Consider the following 19,275-nt stretch of genomic DNA (forward strand, 5'->3'; position numbering starts at 1 on the left):
TCCCCTTTCATGGGGGCCGGCTCTTTTTATTGCATAACAAGCGCTAATCGCAGCGCCATTGTTCGGCCGTAGTTACCGCCATAGCGTAGTAAGCGGTAACAGCGAAAGGACGGACATGGCGAACACACTGATCGCCGGCGGCGGGATCGGCGGCCTGGCGGCCGCGCTCTCGATCGCCCGCGAGGGCAATCGCGTGACCGTGCTCGAACGCGGTCACCGGTTCGCCGAACTCGGCGCGGGGATCCAGCTCGCGCCCAACGCGTTCCGCGCCCTCGACCTGCTCGGCGTGGGCGACCGGGTGCGCGAGCGCGCGGTCTTCATCGACGAACTGCGCTTCATGGACGGCACCACGGGCGACCGCGTCGCCGGGCTGCCCCTCACGGGCGCCTACCGGGAACGCTTCGGCAACCCCTACGCCGTCGTCTCCCGGGGCGACCTCTACCAGCCGCTCCTGGACGCCTGCCGCGCCGACGGCCGCATCGAGCTCCTGCCGGGCCACACGGTCACCGGCTACACGCAGAGCGCCGCCAAGGTGGTCGTGACCGGCCGGGCCGTCGACGGCGGCGAGCAGGTCTCCGGCCGCGTCACCGCGACGAGCTTCGAGGCCGACCACCTGATCGGCGCCGACGGCATCCGCTCGGCGGTCCGGGCCCAGCTCGTCGGCGACGGCCGCCCCCGGGTCTCCGGCCACACCATCTACCGGTCGGTCATCCCGATGGACCGGGTCCCGCCCGAGCTGCGGTGGAACGTCGTCACCCTGTGGGCCGGGCCCAAGTGGCACTTCGTGCACTACCCGATCGGCGGCGGCCGGTTCCTCAACCTGGCCGCCACCCGCGACGACGGAGCCGCCCGGGAGGTCGCGGGCGAGCCGGTCGCGCGGGAGGTCGTACAGAACCGGTTCCCGGGGCTCAGCGCCACGGCCAGAGCTCTGCTGGAGCTCGGCGACGAGTGGCGCACCTGGGTGCTGTGCGACCGCGACCCCGTCTCGACCTGGGTCGACGGCCGGGTGGCCCTGCTGGGCGACGCGGCCCACCCGATGCTCCAGTACGCCGCCCAGGGCGCCTGCACAGCCCTGGAGGACGCGGTCGTGCTCGGCAGGGTCTTCCCCGACCTCGACGCCTACGCCGAACTGCGGCGGGAGCGCACCGCGAGGGCGACGCTGACCGCCCGCCGGCTCGGCGAGCACCTCTACCACCCGGCGGGCGACGCCGCCCGCGACCGGAACGCCACCCTGGCCGCGCTGTCCGAGACGGACCTGCACGACCACGTGGCCTGGTTACACGCCTTCGATCTAGCAGAAAGGATCCCGAGCGATGCGGTTCGATGACATCTGGGTCGCCGGAACCGGCGGCACGCTCGGCGAACGGGTGCCGGTCGAGCGGGCCGTCGCCGCCGGCGACTACTCGGCCGACGCCGCGAAGAGCACCGGGCAGGTCTCGGTCGCCATGTCGCGGCAGGCCCCGCCCGAGATGGCGGTCGCCGCCGGGCGCCGCGCGGTCAAGTCGGCCGAAGACGGCGGCGCGCACGTCGGCCCCGACACCTTCTACCTGCACAGCCACAGCCACTTCCAGGGCGTCGACATGTGGCCGGCCGCCTGCTGGATCGCCGGGGAGCTCCTCGGCACCGATCTGCGCGGCCTGCCGATGTCGGTCCAGGCGGCCTCCAACGGCTCGCTGGCCGCCCTGGAGATCGCGGCCACCACGCTCACCGCCCGGCCCGAGACCCCCTCGGCGCTGGTCACCGTCGCCGACCGGTTCGCGCCGCCCGCCGACCGGTGGTACCTGTCGCCCGGCATGGTGTTCGGCGACGGCGCGGCGGCGGCCGTGCTGGCCAGGGGAGGCGGTCGGCTCCGGCTCCGCAGCCTGGTGTCGGAGACCGACGCCGCGCTCGAGGGTCTGTCGCGGGGGGACGAGCCGTTCCGCACCGCGCCCCAGCCGGGAGCCGACATGCGCGGCCGGACCCGGGCGTTCCTCGCCCACGGCGGCCTCTCGCTCAAGGACGTGCGGCGGCGCTCGGCCGACCGCACCCGCAGCGTGGTGACCCGGGCCCTCGGCGAAGCCGGTAAGTCGCTCGACGACGTCGACTGGTTCGTCACCCCCTTCGTGGGGCGCGCCCTCCACCACGACGGCTTCATCCGCCCCTTCGACGGCTACACGCCCAAGAACACCCTGCTCGACCTGGGCCTCACCACCGGGCACCTCGGCCCGGCCGACGGCCTCTACGCGCTGCACCACCTGATCCGCGACGACCTGCTCGCGCCCGGGGCCACGGTGCTGGTGCTCGGCACCGGCATGGGCTTCACCTTCTCCGCGGCAGTGCTTACCAGGGAGGACACGCCATGCGTCCGGTGAACGCCCGAATCTCCGCGGTCGAACCGCTGCTCACCCCGGCCGAACTGCGCGCCGAGGTCCCGCTCGGCGACCGCGCCGCCCGCACCCTGCTCAAGGGCCGCGAGGAGGTCGCCCGGGTGCTCGACGGCACCGACGACCGCCTGCTGGTCGTGACCGGCCCGTGCTCGGTGCACGACCCGGCCGCCGCGCTCACCTACGCCGAGCGCCTGGCCGACCTGGCCGAGGAGGTCTCCGACACGCTGCTGCTCGTCATGCGCGTGTACGTGGAGAAGCCGCGTACCCGGCTCGGCTGGAAGGGCCTGGTCACCGACCCGCACCTCGACGGCAGCGACGACGTCAACGAGGGCATCCGGCTCTCGCGCGAGTTGCTGGCGAAGGTGCTGGACCTCGGCCTGCCCACCGGCTGCGAGTTCCTCGACCCGACCGTGGCCCGCTACCTCTCGGACGTGGTCTGCTGGGGCGCGATCGGCGCCCGGACCGTGCAGAGCCAGACGCACCGGCAGCTGACCAGCGGCCTGGCGATGCCGGTCGGCATGAAGAACACCACGACCGGCGCGGTCGGCGACGCCATCGACGCGATCGTCTGCGCCTCCCACGGCCACGTGTTCCCCGGCATCGACGACGACGGCCTGGCCTCGGTCATCCAGACCAGCGGCAACCCCGACTGCCACGTCGTGCTGCGCGGCGGCGCGTCCGGCCCGAACTACGGGCCCCTGGACGTCGCCCGCGCGCTCGACGCCCTCGGCGGCGCCGGTCTGCCGCGCCGCCTCGTCATCGACGCCAGCCACGGCAACAGCGGCAAGGACCACGAACGCCAGCCGGTCGTCGTCGCCGACGTCGCCCGCCGGATCGCCGCCGGTGAACGCGGCATCGCCGGGCTGATGGTCGAGAGCTTCCTGGCCTCCGGCCGGCAGGAGCTCGTGCTGGGCGAACCCGGCCGGCTGGTCTTCGGCCAGAGCGTCACCGACGCCTGCGTCGGCTGGGACCGCACGACCCGCATGGTCGCCCAGCTCGCCGACGCCGTCACCGCCGGCCGCGCCGCCTCCGTCGCAGCCTGAAAGGACTGATCATGGAAACCGCCCTTCCCCTGGCCCGTCCCGGCGGGGACCCGGCCGTCACGCACGAGCGCCGGGTCGAGGCCCCGGGCCGCGCCCTCGTCGCGCTGCTGCACCGCTACACCGGCGAGACCGAGATCGCCGGCTGCCACGTCACCGGCGACCTGGCCGTCGGCGAGATCGCGGCCGGGTTGCCGATCACGATCGGCCCGCTGTCGTTCGACGGGACCACCCTGCGGATGCGCGGCTCCGACTTCGACGCCGACGCCGCCGACCAGTACGCCGCCCACCTGGGCCGCTTCACCGACCCCGCGGCGAAGGTCCGCGACGTGGAGATGCTCACCGCCGAGGAGACCGAGCGTCTGCTGGTCGCCTGGAACCAGACCGGCGAGCCGGTCCCGGCGCCCTACTTCCACGAGCGCGTCGCCGAGATCGCCGAGGCCACCCCCGACGCCCCGGCCGTCGTCTGGCCGGGCGGCACGCTCACCTTCCGCGAACTCGACGCCGACGCCGACCGGCTCGCCCACCGCCTGACCCGGCTGGGCGTGCGGCGCGGCGACCGCGTCGGCACCTGCTTCCCGCGCGGTCCCGAGAGCCTGATCGCCCAGCTCGCCTGCTTCAAGGCCGGCGCGGCGGCGATCCTGCTCGACCCGGACTTCCCCGCCGACCGCGTCCAGTTCATGATCGTGGACGGCGCGGCGAAGCTGACCCTGACCATGGACGCCCACCGCGACGTCGTCACCGGCCACGTGGTGACCCTCGACGGCGACGACTGGCGGCAGGAGCCCGCGACCCCGATCAACTCGGCCGTCGGCCCCGACGACCTGATCCACATCTGCTACACCTCCGGCTCGACCGGCAAGCCGAAGGCCGTCATGGTCCGCCACGGCGCGGCCCGCAACCTGATCTACTCCATGCGCACCATCTGCGGCGTCACCCCGACCTCGCGGGGCACCTGGCTGGCCGCACCGGGCTACGGCATGGTCGAGGTCGAGTGCTTCTCGGTGCTGGCCGCCGGGGCGCCCGTCCACATCCCCGAGCCGTCGGTCGTGACCAGCCCCGAGTGGCTGCGCGACTGGCTCGTCGGCAGCCGGATCACCCACACGCTGCTCATGAAGGCCATGTGCGAGCGCCTGTGGGGCCTGGAGTGGCCGGCCGAGACCGCGCTGCGCAACATCCGCATCTGCGGCGAGCGTGTCCAGTCGTGGCCGCTCGACCTGCCGTTCCACGTCTTCAACCTCTACGGCTCGGCCGAGGCCACCGTCGTGGCGACCTGCGACATCACCGAACTGGGCCGGGAACTGGGCGAGCGCGAGCGGGCCCGGCGCCTGCCGCCCATCGGCCGCCCGACCCCGAACGTGCGAACCTACGTCCTGGACGAACGGCTGAAGCCGGTCCCGCCCGGCGTCGTCGGCGAGTTGTGCGTGGCCGGCGAGAGCCTGTCATCGGGCTACCTGAACCGGCCCGAGGCGACCGCCGAGAAGTGGGTCTCCCACGACGTCGGCACGCTCTACCGGACCGGCGACCTGGCCCGGTTCTGGACCGACGGCAGCATCGAGATCGTCGGCCGGACCGACAACCAGGTGAAGGTGCGCGGCAACCGCGTCCACCTCGGCGAGATCGAGGTCGTCATCGCCGCCCAGCCCGGCGTGGCCCAGGCGGCCGTGCTGGCCAAGCAGGACGCCTCCGGCGACACCCGGCTGGTCGCCTACGTCGAGGGCGACCCCTCGATCCGCGACCTGCGGCGCGCCCTGGCGAAGCTGCTGCCGTCGTTCATGGTGCCGTCGGCGTACGTCGTCGGCCGGTTCCCGCTGACCACCAACGGCAAGATCGACCGCAACGCGCTGCCCGAGCCGCCCAAGGAGCGCCCCGACGTCGACAGCCCCTACGAGGAGCCGCGCACCGACGTCGAGCACACGCTGCGCGAGATGTGGGCGACCACGCTCGACCTCGACGGCATCGGCGTCAAGGACAACTTCTTCGACCTGGGCGGCGACTCGATGCGCGCGGCCGCGCTGACCGACCGCATCCGCGCCCGGTTCGCCACCGACGCCGACATCGACGACCTCTTCGACGACCCGACGATCGAGCGCATGGCCCTGGCCATCGCCGCGAAATGAGGACGGCATGCATTACTTCGAGACCCAGGTCCCCCTCACCGAGGACCCCGTCGAGGTCGCGGCCCGGCTCGCCGACTCCGGCCTCTTCGCCGACCACGTCGTCTACGAGAACGGCGGCGTCTGGTCCTACGCCGGCGGCGCCCGCGCCGAGCTGACCCTCGACCGGTCCGGGGCGCTGCTCCGGCACGAGGGCCGCGACGAGGTGTTCGAGCCGTGGAACGGCGACCCGCTGCACCAGGTCGCCGGGCTGCTCGACACCGTGTCGATCCCCGAGTGGCGGGCCTACGGCTGGGCGGCGTTCGAGTTGTCGTACACCGAGGAGCACGTGGGCGACGGGCGGCTGCTGCACCTGGTCGTCCCCGAGGCCGAGGCCCGGATCGCCGACGGGCACGCCCGGCTGCGCGCCGCGGACACCGCGACGCTGACCGCGCTCCTGGGCGCGATCCAGGAGGCTCCTTCGCCGAGGGCGGCGAAACCGACGCCGTTGGACGTGTGGGGGACCGGCGAGGACGCCTACCGCGAGGCCGTGAAGCTGGCCGTCGAGTCGATCAACGCCGGCGAGCTGCACAAGGTCATCCTGTCGCGGGTGGTCGAGGTGCCCGGCGAGGTCGACCTGACCGCCACCTACCTGGCCGGCCGGCGCGGCAACAACCCGGCCCGGTCGTTCCTGCTCGACCTGGGCGGGCTGGCGGCGACCGGGTTCAGCCCCGAGATCGTCGTCCAGGTCTCCGCCGACGGGCACGTGGTGTCGCAGCCGCTCGCCGGGACCCGCGCGCTGACCCCTGACGAGGCGGTGAACGCGGCCCTGCGGGCCGACCTCTACGGGTCGGCCAAGGAGGTCTACGAGCACGCCATCTCCGTCAAGGTCGGCACCGACGAACTGGTCGGCGTGTGCGAGCCCGACTCGGTCGAGGTGCCGGAGTTCATGGCGATCCGCGAGCGCGGCAGCGTCCAGCACCTGGCCTCCCGGGTGTCGGGCCGCCTGTCGCCCGGCATGCGCGCCTGGGACGCCTTCGGCGCCGTCTTCCCGGCCGTCACCGCGTCGGGCGTGCCGAAGAAGGCCGCGTACGAGGCGATCCGGGCGCACGAGCCCGAGGCCCGCGGCCTCTACAGCGGCGCGGTCATGACCGTCGACCACACCGGCGAGATGGACGCCGCGCTGGTCCTGCGCTCGGCCTACCGCCGCGACGGCCGCACCTGGCTGCGCGCCGGGGCCGGCATCGTCGGCCAGTCGACGCCGGAACGCGAGTTCGAGGAGACGTGCGAGAAGCTCGACAGCGTCGCGCGTCACCTGGTGAGGGGCGCGGCATGAGATTCGACGACCTCTACCTGTCCGGCGTCGGCTCCGCCCTCCCCGGTACGGTCACCACGAGCGAGGCCGTCTCCCGCGGGCTCTACGACGCGGCAGATCGGGAAATGTCGGGCATGCTCGGCGTGCTGGTGGCCGGCGAGACGCCCGCCGTCGACCTGGCCGCCGAGGCCGGAAACATCGCGGTGAAGCGCTCCGGGCACGAGCCCGACGACTTCGTCGCCCTGCTGCACAGCGGCAGCTACCACCAGGGCCCCGACGGCTGGTCCGCGCCCCACTACGTGCTGCGCAACACGATCGACCGCCCGATCACGGCGCTCGAAGTGCGCCAGGGTTGCCTCGGGATGTTGTCCGGCCTCCGCATCGCCGCCGGGCTGCTTAAAAGCGAAGACGACGCGGGTCTGCCCGGCGCTGAAGACGACGCCGCTCCCCTGAAAAGCAACCACGCCGTTCTGTTGACCAGCGGTGACAACTACGGCAGCCCGCTCGTCGACCGGTGGCGGGCCTCGCGGATGTTCCTGCTGGCCGACGGCGGCGCGGCCGTCGTCGCGTCGCGGCGGGGCGGGTTCGCGAAGGTCCTGGCGGCCGGCGCGGTGTCCAACCCCGCGATGGAGGAGCTGCACCGGGGCGGCGAGACGCTGTTCCCGCCCGACCTGTCGCGCGGCCTCAACTTCGAGGAGCGCACCGCCTGGTGGCGGGCCCGCTGGGCCGAGGGCGTCGCCCCGCCCATGGGCCACCTGGGCGAACTCGTCGCCGAGGTCGCCTTCGGCACGCTGGAGGAGGCCGGCAGTTCGATCGACCGCGTGAAGCGGGTCTGCCACGTCGGCTTCACCGAGGGCCCGCTGACCGCCATCTACCTCGACCCGCTCGGCGTCGACGCCGCCAAGGGCACCTGGGAACTCACCCGGACCACCGGCCACGCCGGGGCCGGCGACCCCTTCATCGGCCTGGAGTGGTTGTGGACGCGCGGCGACGTCGAACCCGGCGACCACGTCCTGCTCATCGGCACCGCCCCCGGCATGGAGGCGGCCTGCGCGGTCGTCGAGATCACCGAAAGGAGCGCGTGATGTTGCCCGGTTGCACCCCGTGGCCCGACGAGCTGGCCGCCCACTACCGATCCCGGCACGTCTGGCAGGGCGTCGCCCTGGGCGGCCTGCCGGCCGAATGGGCCCGCGAGTTCGGCGACCGCACCGCCCTCGTCTGGCGGGAGGAGCGCCTGTCGTACCGGGACCTGGCGGCCCGGGTCGACCGCACCGCCGCCGGGTTCGCCCGGCACGGCATCGCACCCGGTGACCGGGTGGTGCTGCAACTGCCGAACACACCCGACTTCGTGGTCGTCGCGTTCGCGATGTTCAAGGCGGGGGTGAAGGCGGTGTTCTCGCTCGCCTCCCACCGCTCGAACGAGGTCGGCCACCTGGCGTCGGTCTCCGGCGCCGTCGGATACGTCGGCCCGAACCACGACATGGCCCGCTCTCTGGGCATTGAGCACGTCCTGTCCCCCGACGACCTCGACGGCGACCCCGTCGCGCACCCGGCGGCCGACCCCTCCGACGTGGCGTTCTTCCTGCTCTCCGGCGGCACGACCGCGCTGCCGAAGCTGATCCCGCGGACCCACGACGACTACGCCTACCAGACCCGCGTCGTCGCCGACCTGTGCAAGGTGAAGGCCGACGACGTCTACCTGGCGGCGCTCCCGGTCGAGTTCAACTTCACGTGGGGCTGCCCGGGTGTCGTCGGGACCCTGGGCCGGGGCGGCACGGTCGTGCTGGCCGACGACCCGGGCGCCGACGGCTGCTTCGCGCTGATCGCGCGCGAGAAGGTCACCGTCACCTCGCTGGTGCCGACGGTCGCGCACCTGTGGCTGGAGGCCCGCGAGTTCCTCGACGACGACCTGTCGTCGCTGCGGCTGGTGCAGATCGGCGGGGCCCGGCTCCAGCCGGAGCTGGCCGCCCGGATCGAACCCGGGCTCGGCTGCCGGTTGCAGCAGGTGTTCGGCATGGCCGAGGGCCTGCTGTCGATGTCCCGCCTCGACGACCCGGCCGACCGGGTGATCAACACCCAGGGCCGGCCCGTCTCCCCGTACGACGAGATCCGGATCGTCGACGGCGAACTGCTGGCGCGCGGGCCGTACACGCTGCGCGGCTACTACAACGCCGCCGAGCACAACGCGACGGCGTTCACCGGCGACGGCTTCTACCGGACCGGCGACCTGGCCTCGGTCACCCCCGACGGCGACCTCGTCATCGAGGGGCGCATCAAGGACGTGGTCATCCGGGGCGGCGACAAGATCGCGGCCGGCGAGGTGGAGGGGCACCTGCTCAGCCACCCCGACGTCGACCGCGCGGCCGTGGTGCCGGTGCCCGACGAGTTCCTCGGCGAGCGCATCTACGCGTTCCTGGTCAGCCGCCGGGTCCGCCCGTCGCTGACCGACCTCAAGCGGGCCCTGCACGAACGCGGGCTGGCCGACTTCAAGCTGCCCGACCGCGTCGAGTTCGTGGACGCCTTCCCGCTGACCCCCCTCGGCAAGGTCGACAAGAAGACCCTGGCCGCCGCCGCGGCCGATCCGCTGGCGGCCCGGGGCTGGAAGGAGCAGTCATGAGTGTCAAGGAAGACCTGCGCAGCACCGTCGCCGATCTGGTCGGCGCCGACCCCGCGTCCCTCGCCGACGACGACAACCTGGTCGTGCTGGGGCTGGGCTCGCTGGAGATGATGCGCCTGGTCACGAAGTGGCGGCGGGCCGGCCTGAAGGTCGAGTTCCGCGAGCTCGCGGCCGTGCCGACCATCTCGGCCTGGTCGGCCCGCCTGGAGGAGGCGAGCGCATGAGCCGCCTGCTGATCAGGGGCGGCACCGTCTACCAGGCCGACCCCGGCCACACCGTCACCCCCGGCGGCTCGGTGCTGATCGACGACGGCGTGATCGCCGGGTTCGACGACGCGCCCGACGCCGAGGTCGTCGACGCGACCGGCATGCTGGTGCTGCCCGGGTTCGTGAACCCGCACTGGCACGAGATGTTCGCCCTGCGCTACCCGTTCAAGGGGGCCCTGCGGCCCGCGTCCGACCGGGGCGACAAGCCCGCGTTCATGGCCCACGGCGGCGACATCCCGGCCATCTCGACCGCGTTCGACCGATTCCACGGCCTGGTCGACGCCCTCACCGACGACGAGGCCCTGGCCGTCGCCCGCTACTCGCTCTGGACCCAGCTGCGGTCCGGCGTCACCACGCTCGGCGACGTCGGGTCGGTCAACAAGCCGGCCGCGCTGGCGCGGGCCGCGCGCGAGTTCGGGATGCGCCTGTCGGTGTCGGCGTGGGTCAGCGACGCGGTCTGCGGCCGCCGCACCCGCGACGCCGCCGAGGCGCTCGCCCGCGTCGAGGGGCTCATGGCGCTCCAGGACGCGTTCGTGCGGGTCAGACCCACCTCCGTGTACGCCACCAACATGACCGACGAACTCGGCGCCGGCCTGCGCGACCTGTGCGCGAAGCACGACCTGCCGTTCGCCGCCCACGTCGGCGCGCTGCGGAACGAGGCCATGGCCATGGAGGCCTACTTCGGGGTCACCCCGGTCCGCCGGTTCGCCGACCTCGGCCTGCTCGACGAGCGGTTCACCGCCGTCCACTGCGCGTTCGCCACCGCCGAGGAGCGCGAGCTGCTCGTGCGGGCCGGCGCGCACGTCACCCACTCGCCCGCCAAATACGGCCCCGCCGGGGAGTCGACCCTGACGGAGACCCGGCAGATCCCCGCCCTGCGGGCCGCCGGGCTCGACGTGTCGTTGTCGACCGACGGGGCGTCGTTGCCCGTCCCGGGGATGGCCGAGAACATGACGGCGGCGTGGCAGGCGTACACGGAGATGGCCGCCGACCCGACCGCCCTGCTGCCGAGCGACGCCCTCGCGATGGCCACCCGGATCGCCGCGAAGGGCCTCGGGTTCGCCGACGTCGGGTCGCTGGAGGTCGGCAACCGCGCCGACCTGGTGCTGATCCGCGCCGACGACTGGCGTTACCTGCTCAACCCGCGCCCGCTGGAGGCGTTCCTGACCCTCGGCGGCTCGGCCGACGTCGAGACCGTCATCGTGAACGGCCGGGTCGTCAAGGCCGACGAGGACACCCTCCGCGCCGACTACCTGGAGGCCCTGCGCTCGTTCTCGGTCCGGTGCCTGGGGGTGGAGCTGTCATGATCGCCCTCGTCTCCGGCGCGTCCGGCGGCATCGGCTCGGCCGTGGCGAAGCGCCTGGCCGGCGACGGCTACACGGTGGTCGGCCTGGACGCCGACGTCACCTCCCCCGACCAGGTCGAGTCGTTCGTCGACCGGGTCGAGAAGGAGACCGGCCCCATCGAGGCGCTGGTCAACTCGGCCGGGGTGCTGCACACCGGCCGGGCCGTCGACCTGCCCGACGCCGACTGGGCCGACACCCTGGCGGTGAACGCCTCGGGCGTCTTCCACGTGTCCCGCGCGGTCGCCCGGCGGATGATCCCCCGGCGTTCGGGCGCGATCGTCACCGTGGCCTCGAACGCCGCGAAGACCGCCCGCCAGAACATGGCCGCCTACGCCGCCTCCAAGGCCGCGGCCACCGCGTTCACCAAGTGCCTCGGACTGGAGCTGGCCGAGTTCGGCATCCGCTGCAACGTCGTCGCGCCCGGCTCCACCGACACCCCCATGCTGACCGGCCTGTGGAACGGCGCGGACGCGCTGCGCACCTCGGTCGAGGGCGCGCCCGGGGCGTACCGGGTCGGCATCCCGCTGGGCCGGGTGGCCAGCCCCTCGGACGTCGCCGACGCGGTCGCGTTCCTGCTCTCCGCCCGCGCCGCCCACATCACCATGCAGGACCTGACGGTCGACGGAGGCGCCTCACTCGGCGTCTGAAAGGAGCAAGAGAGTCATGGCGATCCCCGCGATCGAGCCCTACCCGATGCCGACCGACCTCCCCGACAACATCGCCCCGTGGCGGGTGGATCCGCGGCGGGCGGCGCTGCTCGTCCACGACATGCAGAACTACTTCCTCAGCCCGTTCACCGACCCGTCGGCGCTGCTGGCGAACATCGCGGCGCTGAAGGAGCGGTTCGCGGCGTGCGGCGCGCCGGTCTTCTACACCGCCCAGCCCGGCGGCATGAGCACCGAGGACCGGGGCCTGCTGATGGACTTCTGGGGCCCCGGCATGACCGCCGACCCCGCCCACCGGGCCATCGTCCCGGCGCTCGAACCCTCCCCCGGCGACGTGGTGCTGACCAAGTGGCGGCCGAGCGCGTTCTGCCGCACCGACCTGCTGCGCCGGCTCCGCGAGCAGGGCCGCGACCAGCTGGTCATCTGCGGCGTGTACGCCCACGTGGGCATCCTGATGACCGCCCACGAGAGCTTCTCCAACGACCTGCAGACCTTCGTCGTGGCCGACGCGGTCGCCGACTTCACGCCGGACTTCCACCGCCTGGCCCTCGACTACGCCGCCGCCCGCTGCGCCGTGACGATCCGGACGGCCGGCGTACTGGACGAACTGGAGGCGACATGCTGACCCGCCTGCTAAACGCGGACCCGCCCCCGTTCGCACTGCTGCACCGCCCCGGTTCCGGCGTGGCCGACATCGACGTGCTGTCCGGCGACGTCGCCGCGCTCGACCGCATCGCCGACATCCCCCTGTCCGGCGAGCCGGTCCCCGGCCACGAGACCCTGGTCGTGCTCCCCTACCGCCAGATCCGCGAACGCGGCTACGCCTGCCCTGACGACGCCGCCCCCCTCCTGGCGATGACGGTGACCGACCAGTCGACCCTCTCCCTGGAAGAGGCGTGGCAGGTGCTCCCCGACGACCCGATCGAGCTGCGCGACGGCGACTTCGACACCTCCGACGAGGAGTACGAGGCGGTCGTGCGCCGCATCCTGGCCGAGGAGATCGGCGCGGGCACCGGCGCCAACTTCGTCATCAAACGCACCTACCAGGCGTCGATCGAGGGCTGGTCCCCCCGCACGGCCCTGTCATGCTTCCGCCGCCTCCTGGGCCGCGACCCCGGCGCGCACTGGACGTTCGTCATCTGGACCGGCGCCCGCACGTTCGTCGGCTCCTCCCCCGAACGCCACATCACCCTCGACGCCGGCACCGTCGTGATGAACCCCATCAGCGGCACCTACCGCTACCCGCGCGGCGGCCCCGAACTGCCCGGCGTGCTCGACTTTCTGGACGACGAGAAGGAGGCCGGCGAGCTCTACATGGTCCTCGACGAGGAGCTCAAGATGATGGGCCGCGTCTGCGACCAGGGCGGCAGGGCCCTCGGCCCGCACCTGAAGCAGCTGTCCCGCATCGCCCACACCGAGTACCTGATCGAGGGCCGCAGCTCCCTGGACGTCCGCGACATCCTCCGCGAGACCCTGTTCGCCCCCACGGTGACCGGCGGCCCGCTGGAGAGCGCCTGCCGCGTCATCTCCAGGTTCGAACCGGAGGGCCGCGACTACTACGCCGGCATGGTCGCCCTGATCGGCCGCGACCCGGCGGGCCACCGCGCCCTCGACTCGGCGATCCTGATCCGCACCGCCGACGTCGCGGCCTCCGGCGACCTGCGCGTCTCGGTCGGCGCGACCCTCGTACGCGACAGCGACCCGCCCTCGGAGGCCGCGGAGACGAGAGCCAAGGCGGCGGGCCTCCTGGAAGCCCTCCGCGGCGGCGCCTGCCGCGACGCCCCCGCCGACGTCGGCGGCCACCCGGCCATCTACCAGGCGCTGATGTCCCGCAACGAACCGCTAGCGGGCTTCTGGTTCGAGGGCCCCGACTGCCGCGACCGCCGCATCCCCGCATTGTGCGGCCTGAAGGTCCTGGTCATCGACGCCGAGGACACCTTCACGGCGATGGCCCGCCACATCATCCACGCGCTGGGCTGCGACGTGACGGTCACCCGCTACTCGGAGGAGTACGACGTCGGCGAGTACGACGTGGTGATCGTCGGCCCCGGCCCGGGAGACCCCCGCGACGTCACCCACCCGAAGATCGCCCGCCTCCGCGCCACCACCCGCGAACTGCTCGACCGCCGTATCCCGTTCCTGTCGGTCTGCCTGGGCCACCAGGTCCTGTGCACCCTGCTCGGCCTCGACGTCACCCGCAACCCGTTCCCCAACCAGGGCGTCCAGCGCACCATCCCGTTCTTCGGCCGCATGGAACAGGCCGGCTTCTACAACACCTTCGCCGCCCGCTGCACCACCGACGCCCTCGGTGACATCACGGTCTCCAGGGAAGGAGACGAGGTCCACGCGCTCATGGGCCCCGGCTTCGCCTCGGTCCAGTTCCACCCGGCGTCGGTCCTGACGCGCAACGGCGTCGAGATCCTCGCCGACCTGCTCACGACCCTGACGAGAGAGGAAGCCGCATGCTGAACGTCCGCGAATGGGGCACCGGCCCGAAGACGGCCGTCCTGATCCACGGCATCCTGTCGGACTCGGGCTGCTGGTGGCGGGTCGGCCCCGACCTGGCCGCACGCGGCTACCGCGTGGTGGCGGTCGACCTCCCCGGCCACGGCCGCAGCGCCCCCATGCCCGACGCGACGGTCGAACGCATGGCCGAGGCCGTCCGCCTGGCGGTGCCCGCCGAGGTCGACCTGGCTGTCGCCCACTCGATGGGATCGTTCATCCTGGGGGCGGCTCTCTCCCCTGACCGGGTGGTTCATGTGGACGCACCCACGGGGGCGGGGCACCGGATGCCGGCGGAGGCGTGGCGGGGGACGTACGAGAAGGCCAAGTCCCGGCGCACCCTCGAAGCCCTGGCGGAGAAGCACCCGGGGTGGGACGCGTTCGACCGGGAGGCGGAGGCCGAGGCGGCGAAACTCTTCGACGTGGAGACGGCGGTGGCGCTGCTGGTGGCTTCTGGCGGGGTGGATCACACGCCGGGGCGGCGGGGGCTGGTGATCCGGGCGGAGGGGAGCCGGTTCGTGCCGGAGGAGACGCCGGGGGCGGTGACGATCGAGGGCGCCGACCACCACGTCTGGTACGGCCACCACGACGAATTCATGGCGGCCGTCTGCGACTTCGGGGACCAAAAAAATAGCCCCGCCAATCCAGTGGATGGCGGGGAACAGTGATCGAACGCTACCAGGAGTCACTCATTGATCGCAACCTGTACTAGATGGGCAGTCCGTAGTTGGTCGCGTCGCGCACCGCGTCGTAGCAGGACTTGTCGAGCAGGTGACTCCAGATCTTCGGCTGGGAGAGCGACAGCGGCCGCTTGGCCCCCGGCCCCTTCCACGCTGCCGCCTCGACCCGCGGACCGCCGTTCGGCCGCATGGCGGCGACGACTTCGAGCGCGGGCTTCAGGTCGCTGTCGGTCGACATGAGGATGCCGACGTCGTATCGGCCTTCCAGCGCCAGCTTGACGTAGTCGATCGCGAGGGCGACGTCGATGCCCTTCTCCTGGGGCTTGAGTCCGGGCGCGCACCGATCTGGCCACCCGCGCGGATACCGCAGGTCGCGGAAGACCCCGACGACACGGGGATCGTTCTCCCAGTCGACCCGCTGCCGGACGAAGGCCGCATGCCCCCGGGCATCCCGCGACGGGTGCGGCTGCCCGCGATAGATGCGGACCTCGACCAACTCGCGGTCATAGGGGCTGTTCTCGATCAGCCAGACGCCGAGGCGAACCGGATCGATCTGCCCGTCCGTTCCCGGAGCCAGCGAGGGCTCGTGGAACGTCTCGCGAGCACCCTTGTAGACGTTCTGATGATCCAGGAAGAGGATCACACGATCGGGCACGGGGGATGCCTCGCAGTGTCGGAGACGGCGACATTGGCGCTTTCGGCCGCACGCTACCAGTAGTAGCCCCAATGTCGCACAGAGTCGCGACAACCTTCGAACATACGTCGGGGCCGGCGCAGTCCCCCAACTGCGCCGGCCCCGACTCCAAGCGGTGCCGCCGAGACGCCCTCCCCCAAAGGCATCTGGACGGCTTCCCCCGCTCTCGGGCGCGGTTCCCCCTCCGCGCCCTTATGGGAAAAAGGCTTGTGTGGCGGCTTTCCAGCCCCCTTGACCTGCTTCCACGTTACTGAACCGACCTTAAGGACCGCGCAATGCCACTGCCGGTTGTTGGTCTAAGTCTCAGGAGTCCGGCAGGTCGAGCTTGACCTCGGTCCCGGCTTCCAGGGATCGGCTGACGACGCAGTGCCGGTCGTGTACACGCTGGGCTATTTCGTGGAACTTGGCCATCGGCATGCCCTCGGGCAGCTCGATTTCGTAGCTGACCGTCACTTTGCCCAGGAGGGTCGGAGCAGACCTTTCTGCGCTGATCGTCACAGAAAGCTCGGGGAGCCGGAGGCCGCGCTGGGTGGTGAGCGGCTCGACGGTCATGGCGTTGCAGGCCCCGACCGCGACCTGGAGCAGTTCGACCGCGCCGAACTCCCCGTCGCCGTGTCCGAGGGCGACGGAGGCGCCCCGTTCGTTGGTCGCCACGAAACCGGACGGGGTCCGGGTAACCCGTACATCTCCCATGAAAGGCACCCTACGGGAAGGCCAGTTTCACGAGTGTGCCGCCGCCGGGGGCGGGACCTGCGGAGACGGAGCCGCCGTGGCTGTCGACGACCTGGCGGACGATGGCGAGGCCGAGGCCCGAGCCGGGCAGGGCGCGGGCGCCCGAGGCGCGGTAGAAGCGGTCGAAGACGTGCGGGAGATCTTCAACGGCGATGCCGGGGCCGTGGTCGCGGACGGTCAGCACGCCGTCGCGCAGCAGGACCTCGACCGTGGCGCCCGAGGGGCTGTACTTGGCGGCGTTGTCGAGGACGTTGCCGACCGCGCGGGAGAGCCGGTCGGCCACCCCCAGGACGACGACCTGGTCCAGGTCGGAGGTGTATCTGGTCTGCGGCCAGTGGGAGGAGGCGCGGGCGATCTCCCTGGTGACGATCTCGTCCAGGCGCAGCGGCTCGACCAGGGCCTGGGGTTCCTCGTCGCGGGCGAGTTCGACGATGTCGGAGACCAGGCCGGTCAGCTCCTCCAGGCCGCTGATCATTGCGGCGGCCACCTCCTCCCGTTCGCCGGCGGGCAGGCGGCCGCGCTGGAGGAGTTCGGCGTTGGTGCGGACCGCCGTCAGGGGGGTGCGCAGTTCGTGGGAGGCGTCGGCGACCAGGCGTTTCTGGGCCTTGGCCGAGCGTTCGAGGGCGTCGAGCATGGTGTTGAAGCTGCGGGCCAGGCTGCCGAGTTCGTCGTCGCCGGTGACGTCGATGCGGGTGGTGAGGTCGCTGGTGTCGGTGACCCGCTGGGCGGCGTCCTTGAACTTGCCGACGGGGCGCAGGCCCGTCCAGGCGGCGATCCAGCCCAGCGCGCCCGACAGGCACAAGCCTCCCAGGGCGATGGCGAAGAAGGGCCAGCCGAGGTCGGTGACCTCGGCGAGGCCGGCCAGCACGCCCGACGGCGGGCGGTAGCCGTAGCTGCCCATGGCCGACTCGAAGCGGTTGCAGGTGATCCGGTACGCCGCGTAGACGACCACGCTGACGCTGACCGCCCCGGCGAGCGCCGAGGCCAGGGCCATCCGCCAGTGGAGTTTCACGAACGCTCCCTGAGTGCGTAGCCCAGGCCGTGGACGGTCTGGATGAGCCGGGGTTCCCCGTCGGCCTCGGTCTTGCGGCGCAGGTAGCGGATGTAGACCTCCAGCGAGTTCGACCCGGGGGTGAACTCGTAGCCCCAGATCCGCTCCAGGATGACCTCCCGGGTGAGCACCTGGCCGCCGTTGCGGATCAACAGGTCGAGCAGGGCGTACTCGGTGCGGGTGAGGTCGAAGACGCGGGCGCCGCGGCGGGCCTGGCGGCGGTCGGGCAGCAGGTGCAGGTCGGCGAAGGAGGTGTCAGGGGGCGGGGCGGCGCGCCGCAGCAGCGCGCGGACGCGGGCGAAGAGCTCCTCCAGGGCGAACGGCTTGACCAGGTAGTCATCGGCGCCGGCGTCCAGACCGGCCACCCGGTCGCCCACGCCGTCGAGCGCGGTCAGCATCAGGACGGGGGTGCGGTCGCCGTTCTTGCGGAGGCGGCGGCAGACCTCCAGGCCGTCCATGTCGGGCATCATCACGTCCAGGACGACCACGTCGGGGGAGCTCCCGGCGATGGCGGCGAGGGCGGTGACGCCGTCGACGGCGCTGGCCACGCGGTGGCCCTCGACGCGGAGCGCGCGGGTGATCGCGGTCCGCACTTCGGGCTCGTCGTCCACGACGAGCACTCGGGTCTCTGGCACAGCGGACATTCTGCCGCCGGTTCATGAAAAGTCGCTTAGTAAAGTAAAGAATCCGACATACCTCTTAAAAGGGACGAACGTTCTGAGATTGAATCGTTATCGGGCTTGAACGCGTCCCTGCTCCGGCGCGTATCTCAGCTCGGAGACGAAGGAGTGCGATGACTACCTCTACGGACACCACCACCCGCCGCATCGACCGCTTCCCCGGGGCTCACCGAGCTGAGGACCTGATGGGATCGCATGTCGGGATCGACATCCGTACGGCTCTCCCGCAGCGGGAGCTGCGCCCGCTCCTCGACGACGCGTTCCAGTGGCTGCACTGGGTGGAGGAGACGTTCAGCACCCGGCGGCCCGACAGCCAGCTCAACCGGCTGGCGCGCAAGGAGATCACGCCCGAGGAGGCGGCGCCCGAACTGACCGAGGTCCTCCAGCGGATCGCGGAGCTCGACCGGATCACCGACGGGTTCTTCGGCGGCTCGACGGGCGAGTCGGCCGGGTCCGGGTACGTGCGCGACTGGGCACTCGAACGGGTCTCCCGCGCGCTGGCCGCCGCCGGGGCGGTGGACCACTGCGTCAGCGCCGACGGCGACGTCCGCGTCCGGGGATCGGCGCGGCCGGGGGTGCCCTGGCGGGTCGGGCTCAAGGACCCCAGCGAGGGGGCCGTGTCGCGGGTCGTGTTCGCCCACGACCTGGCGGTCGCCACCGCCGAGCGGCCCAACGGCTCGGGCGCGCAGGGCGACCTGGCCTCCGTGACCGTCGTCGGGCCCGACCTCGCGACGGCAGGGGCGTACGCCACGGCGCTGCACGCCATGGGCTCGGTCCGGGCCCGCCGGTTCGCCCGGGAGATCGCGCTGCCGAAGGACACCCAGGCGACCCCCTACGACGTGATGCTCACCGGGCTCGACGGCCGGGTGACCAGCACGCCGGGGTTCCTCGTGTACGGACCCGACGTCAAGGCGAGCTAGTCGTCGAGGTCCTTGTGTTTGGAGAGGTACTCGATGTAGACCGGGCGAAGTGCCTCTCCCAGCTTGCCCTCGCCGGCGGCCATCGCGTCGCTGAGCAGCGCGGAGACCCGGCTCAGATCGTTGGCGGTCTCCTCTTCGCGGCCGCTGGCTCCCTGGGCGGCCGGGATGACCTTCAGCAGGTCCCACAGGAAGCCGAAGTCGCCGTGGCGCACGGCATACCGGACCGCGCGGTCGTGCAGTTCCTTCGCGGAGAGCTGTTCGAGCTGGTCGACGTTCATGATCTGGCCCACCCCCAAGCGGTGATT

General features: G+C 72.2%; 19 protein-coding genes. 14 read left to right on the top strand and 5 right to left on the bottom strand.

The window, feature by feature from the left end; all coding sequences use genetic code 11:
* Window positions 1-115: 115 nt before the first annotated feature.
* Genes AW274_RS21920 through AW274_RS21980 form a run of 13 tightly spaced genes read left to right on the top strand, consistent with a single transcriptional unit; the run spans window position 116 to window position 14,881 of the window.
* Window positions 116-1,327, top strand: a complete 1,212-nt coding sequence (locus tag AW274_RS21920) for an FAD-dependent monooxygenase (RefSeq protein ID WP_062435664.1) — start codon at window positions 116-118, stop codon at window positions 1,325-1,327.
* Window positions 1,314-2,351, top strand: a complete 1,038-nt coding sequence (locus tag AW274_RS21925; RefSeq protein ID WP_062435667.1) for a ketoacyl-ACP synthase III family protein — start codon at window positions 1,314-1,316, stop codon at window positions 2,349-2,351. The genes AW274_RS21920 and AW274_RS21925 overlap by 14 nt, the downstream gene beginning before the upstream one ends.
* Window positions 2,339-3,409 (top strand): 3-deoxy-7-phosphoheptulonate synthase, encoded by a 1,071-nt coding sequence (locus tag AW274_RS21930; protein WP_062435671.1) that lies wholly within the window; start codon window positions 2,339-2,341, stop codon window positions 3,407-3,409. The genes AW274_RS21925 and AW274_RS21930 overlap by 13 nt, the downstream gene beginning before the upstream one ends.
* Window positions 3,410-3,420: 11 nt before the next feature.
* A complete protein-coding gene (locus AW274_RS21935; protein WP_062435674.1) occupies window positions 3,421-5,526 on the top strand; it encodes a non-ribosomal peptide synthetase in 2,106 nt (701 codons plus the stop codon).
* 7 nt (window positions 5,527-5,533) lie between these two features.
* The gene (locus tag AW274_RS21940; RefSeq protein WP_062435677.1) at window positions 5,534-6,838 is read left to right on the top strand and encodes a salicylate synthase; all 1,305 of its coding nucleotides are present in this window, start codon (window positions 5,534-5,536) and stop codon (window positions 6,836-6,838) included.
* Window positions 6,835-7,902 (top strand): ketoacyl-ACP synthase III family protein, encoded by a 1,068-nt coding sequence (locus AW274_RS21945; protein ID WP_062435680.1) that lies wholly within the window; start codon window positions 6,835-6,837, stop codon window positions 7,900-7,902. The genes AW274_RS21940 and AW274_RS21945 overlap by 4 nt, the downstream gene beginning before the upstream one ends.
* On the top strand, window positions 7,902-9,434 hold the full coding sequence (locus AW274_RS21950; RefSeq protein ID WP_198169351.1) for a (2,3-dihydroxybenzoyl)adenylate synthase: 1,533 nt from the start codon (window positions 7,902-7,904) through the stop codon (window positions 9,432-9,434). The genes AW274_RS21945 and AW274_RS21950 overlap by 1 nt, the downstream gene beginning before the upstream one ends.
* A complete protein-coding gene (locus AW274_RS21955) occupies window positions 9,431-9,658 on the top strand; it encodes a phosphopantetheine-binding protein (protein ID WP_062435684.1) in 228 nt (75 codons plus the stop codon). The genes AW274_RS21950 and AW274_RS21955 overlap by 4 nt, the downstream gene beginning before the upstream one ends.
* On the top strand, window positions 9,655-11,007 hold the full coding sequence (locus AW274_RS21960) for an amidohydrolase family protein (RefSeq protein ID WP_062435687.1): 1,353 nt from the start codon (window positions 9,655-9,657) through the stop codon (window positions 11,005-11,007). The genes AW274_RS21955 and AW274_RS21960 overlap by 4 nt, the downstream gene beginning before the upstream one ends.
* Window positions 11,004-11,693 (top strand): SDR family oxidoreductase, encoded by a 690-nt coding sequence (locus AW274_RS21965; RefSeq protein ID WP_062435690.1) that lies wholly within the window; start codon window positions 11,004-11,006, stop codon window positions 11,691-11,693. The genes AW274_RS21960 and AW274_RS21965 overlap by 4 nt, the downstream gene beginning before the upstream one ends.
* Window positions 11,694-11,709: 16 nt before the next feature.
* A complete protein-coding gene (locus AW274_RS21970) occupies window positions 11,710-12,336 on the top strand; it encodes an isochorismatase family protein (RefSeq protein ID WP_062435693.1) in 627 nt (208 codons plus the stop codon).
* Window positions 12,330-14,180, top strand: coding sequence for an anthranilate synthase family protein (locus AW274_RS21975; RefSeq protein WP_062435696.1), 1,851 nt, complete (start codon window positions 12,330-12,332; stop codon window positions 14,178-14,180). The genes AW274_RS21970 and AW274_RS21975 overlap by 7 nt, the downstream gene beginning before the upstream one ends.
* Window positions 14,174-14,881, top strand: coding sequence for an alpha/beta fold hydrolase (locus tag AW274_RS21980; protein ID WP_062435699.1), 708 nt, complete (start codon window positions 14,174-14,176; stop codon window positions 14,879-14,881). Before AW274_RS21975 ends, AW274_RS21980 begins: the two co-directional genes overlap by 7 nt.
* Before the next feature lie 40 nt (window positions 14,882-14,921).
* Here AW274_RS21980 and AW274_RS21985 read toward each other — a convergent pair whose 3' ends face one another.
* The 4 genes from AW274_RS21985 to AW274_RS22000 form a co-directional block, all read right to left on the bottom strand.
* Window positions 14,922-15,536: an NYN domain-containing protein gene (locus AW274_RS21985; protein ID WP_062435702.1), complete on the bottom strand. Its 615-nt coding sequence runs from the start codon at window positions 15,534-15,536 to the stop codon at window positions 14,922-14,924.
* Window positions 15,537-15,890: 354 nt separating this feature from the next.
* Window positions 15,891-16,280 (bottom strand): OsmC family protein, encoded by a 390-nt coding sequence (locus tag AW274_RS21990; RefSeq protein WP_062436197.1) that lies wholly within the window; start codon window positions 16,278-16,280, stop codon window positions 15,891-15,893.
* 10 nt (window positions 16,281-16,290) lie between these two features.
* Window positions 16,291-17,331: a HAMP domain-containing sensor histidine kinase gene (locus tag AW274_RS21995; protein WP_062435705.1), complete on the bottom strand. Its 1,041-nt coding sequence runs from the start codon at window positions 17,329-17,331 to the stop codon at window positions 16,291-16,293.
* Window positions 17,328-18,005 carry a response regulator transcription factor gene (locus tag AW274_RS22000; RefSeq protein ID WP_232320229.1) on the bottom strand — a complete coding sequence of 226 codons (678 nt, stop codon included), beginning with the start codon at window positions 18,003-18,005 and terminating at the stop codon, window positions 17,328-17,330. The genes AW274_RS21995 and AW274_RS22000 overlap by 4 nt, the downstream gene beginning before the upstream one ends.
* Window positions 18,006-18,163: 158 nt before the next feature.
* On the opposite strand from AW274_RS22000, the gene AW274_RS22005 reads away from it, so the two are divergent.
* Window positions 18,164-18,970 carry an FAD:protein FMN transferase gene (locus tag AW274_RS22005; protein ID WP_083974630.1) on the top strand — a complete coding sequence of 269 codons (807 nt, stop codon included), beginning with the start codon at window positions 18,164-18,166 and terminating at the stop codon, window positions 18,968-18,970.
* On the opposite strand, the gene AW274_RS22010 is transcribed toward AW274_RS22005, so the two are convergent.
* Window positions 18,967-19,248: a hypothetical protein gene (locus tag AW274_RS22010; RefSeq protein WP_062436200.1), complete on the bottom strand. Its 282-nt coding sequence runs from the start codon at window positions 19,246-19,248 to the stop codon at window positions 18,967-18,969. The two genes, AW274_RS22005 and AW274_RS22010, sit on opposite strands and share 4 nt — an antisense overlap.
* Between the last annotated feature and the right edge of the window lie 27 nt (window positions 19,249-19,275).

Source organism: Herbidospora daliensis (assembly GCF_001570585.1).
Classification (GTDB): Bacteria; Actinomycetota; Actinomycetes; order Streptosporangiales; family Streptosporangiaceae; genus Herbidospora; species Herbidospora daliensis.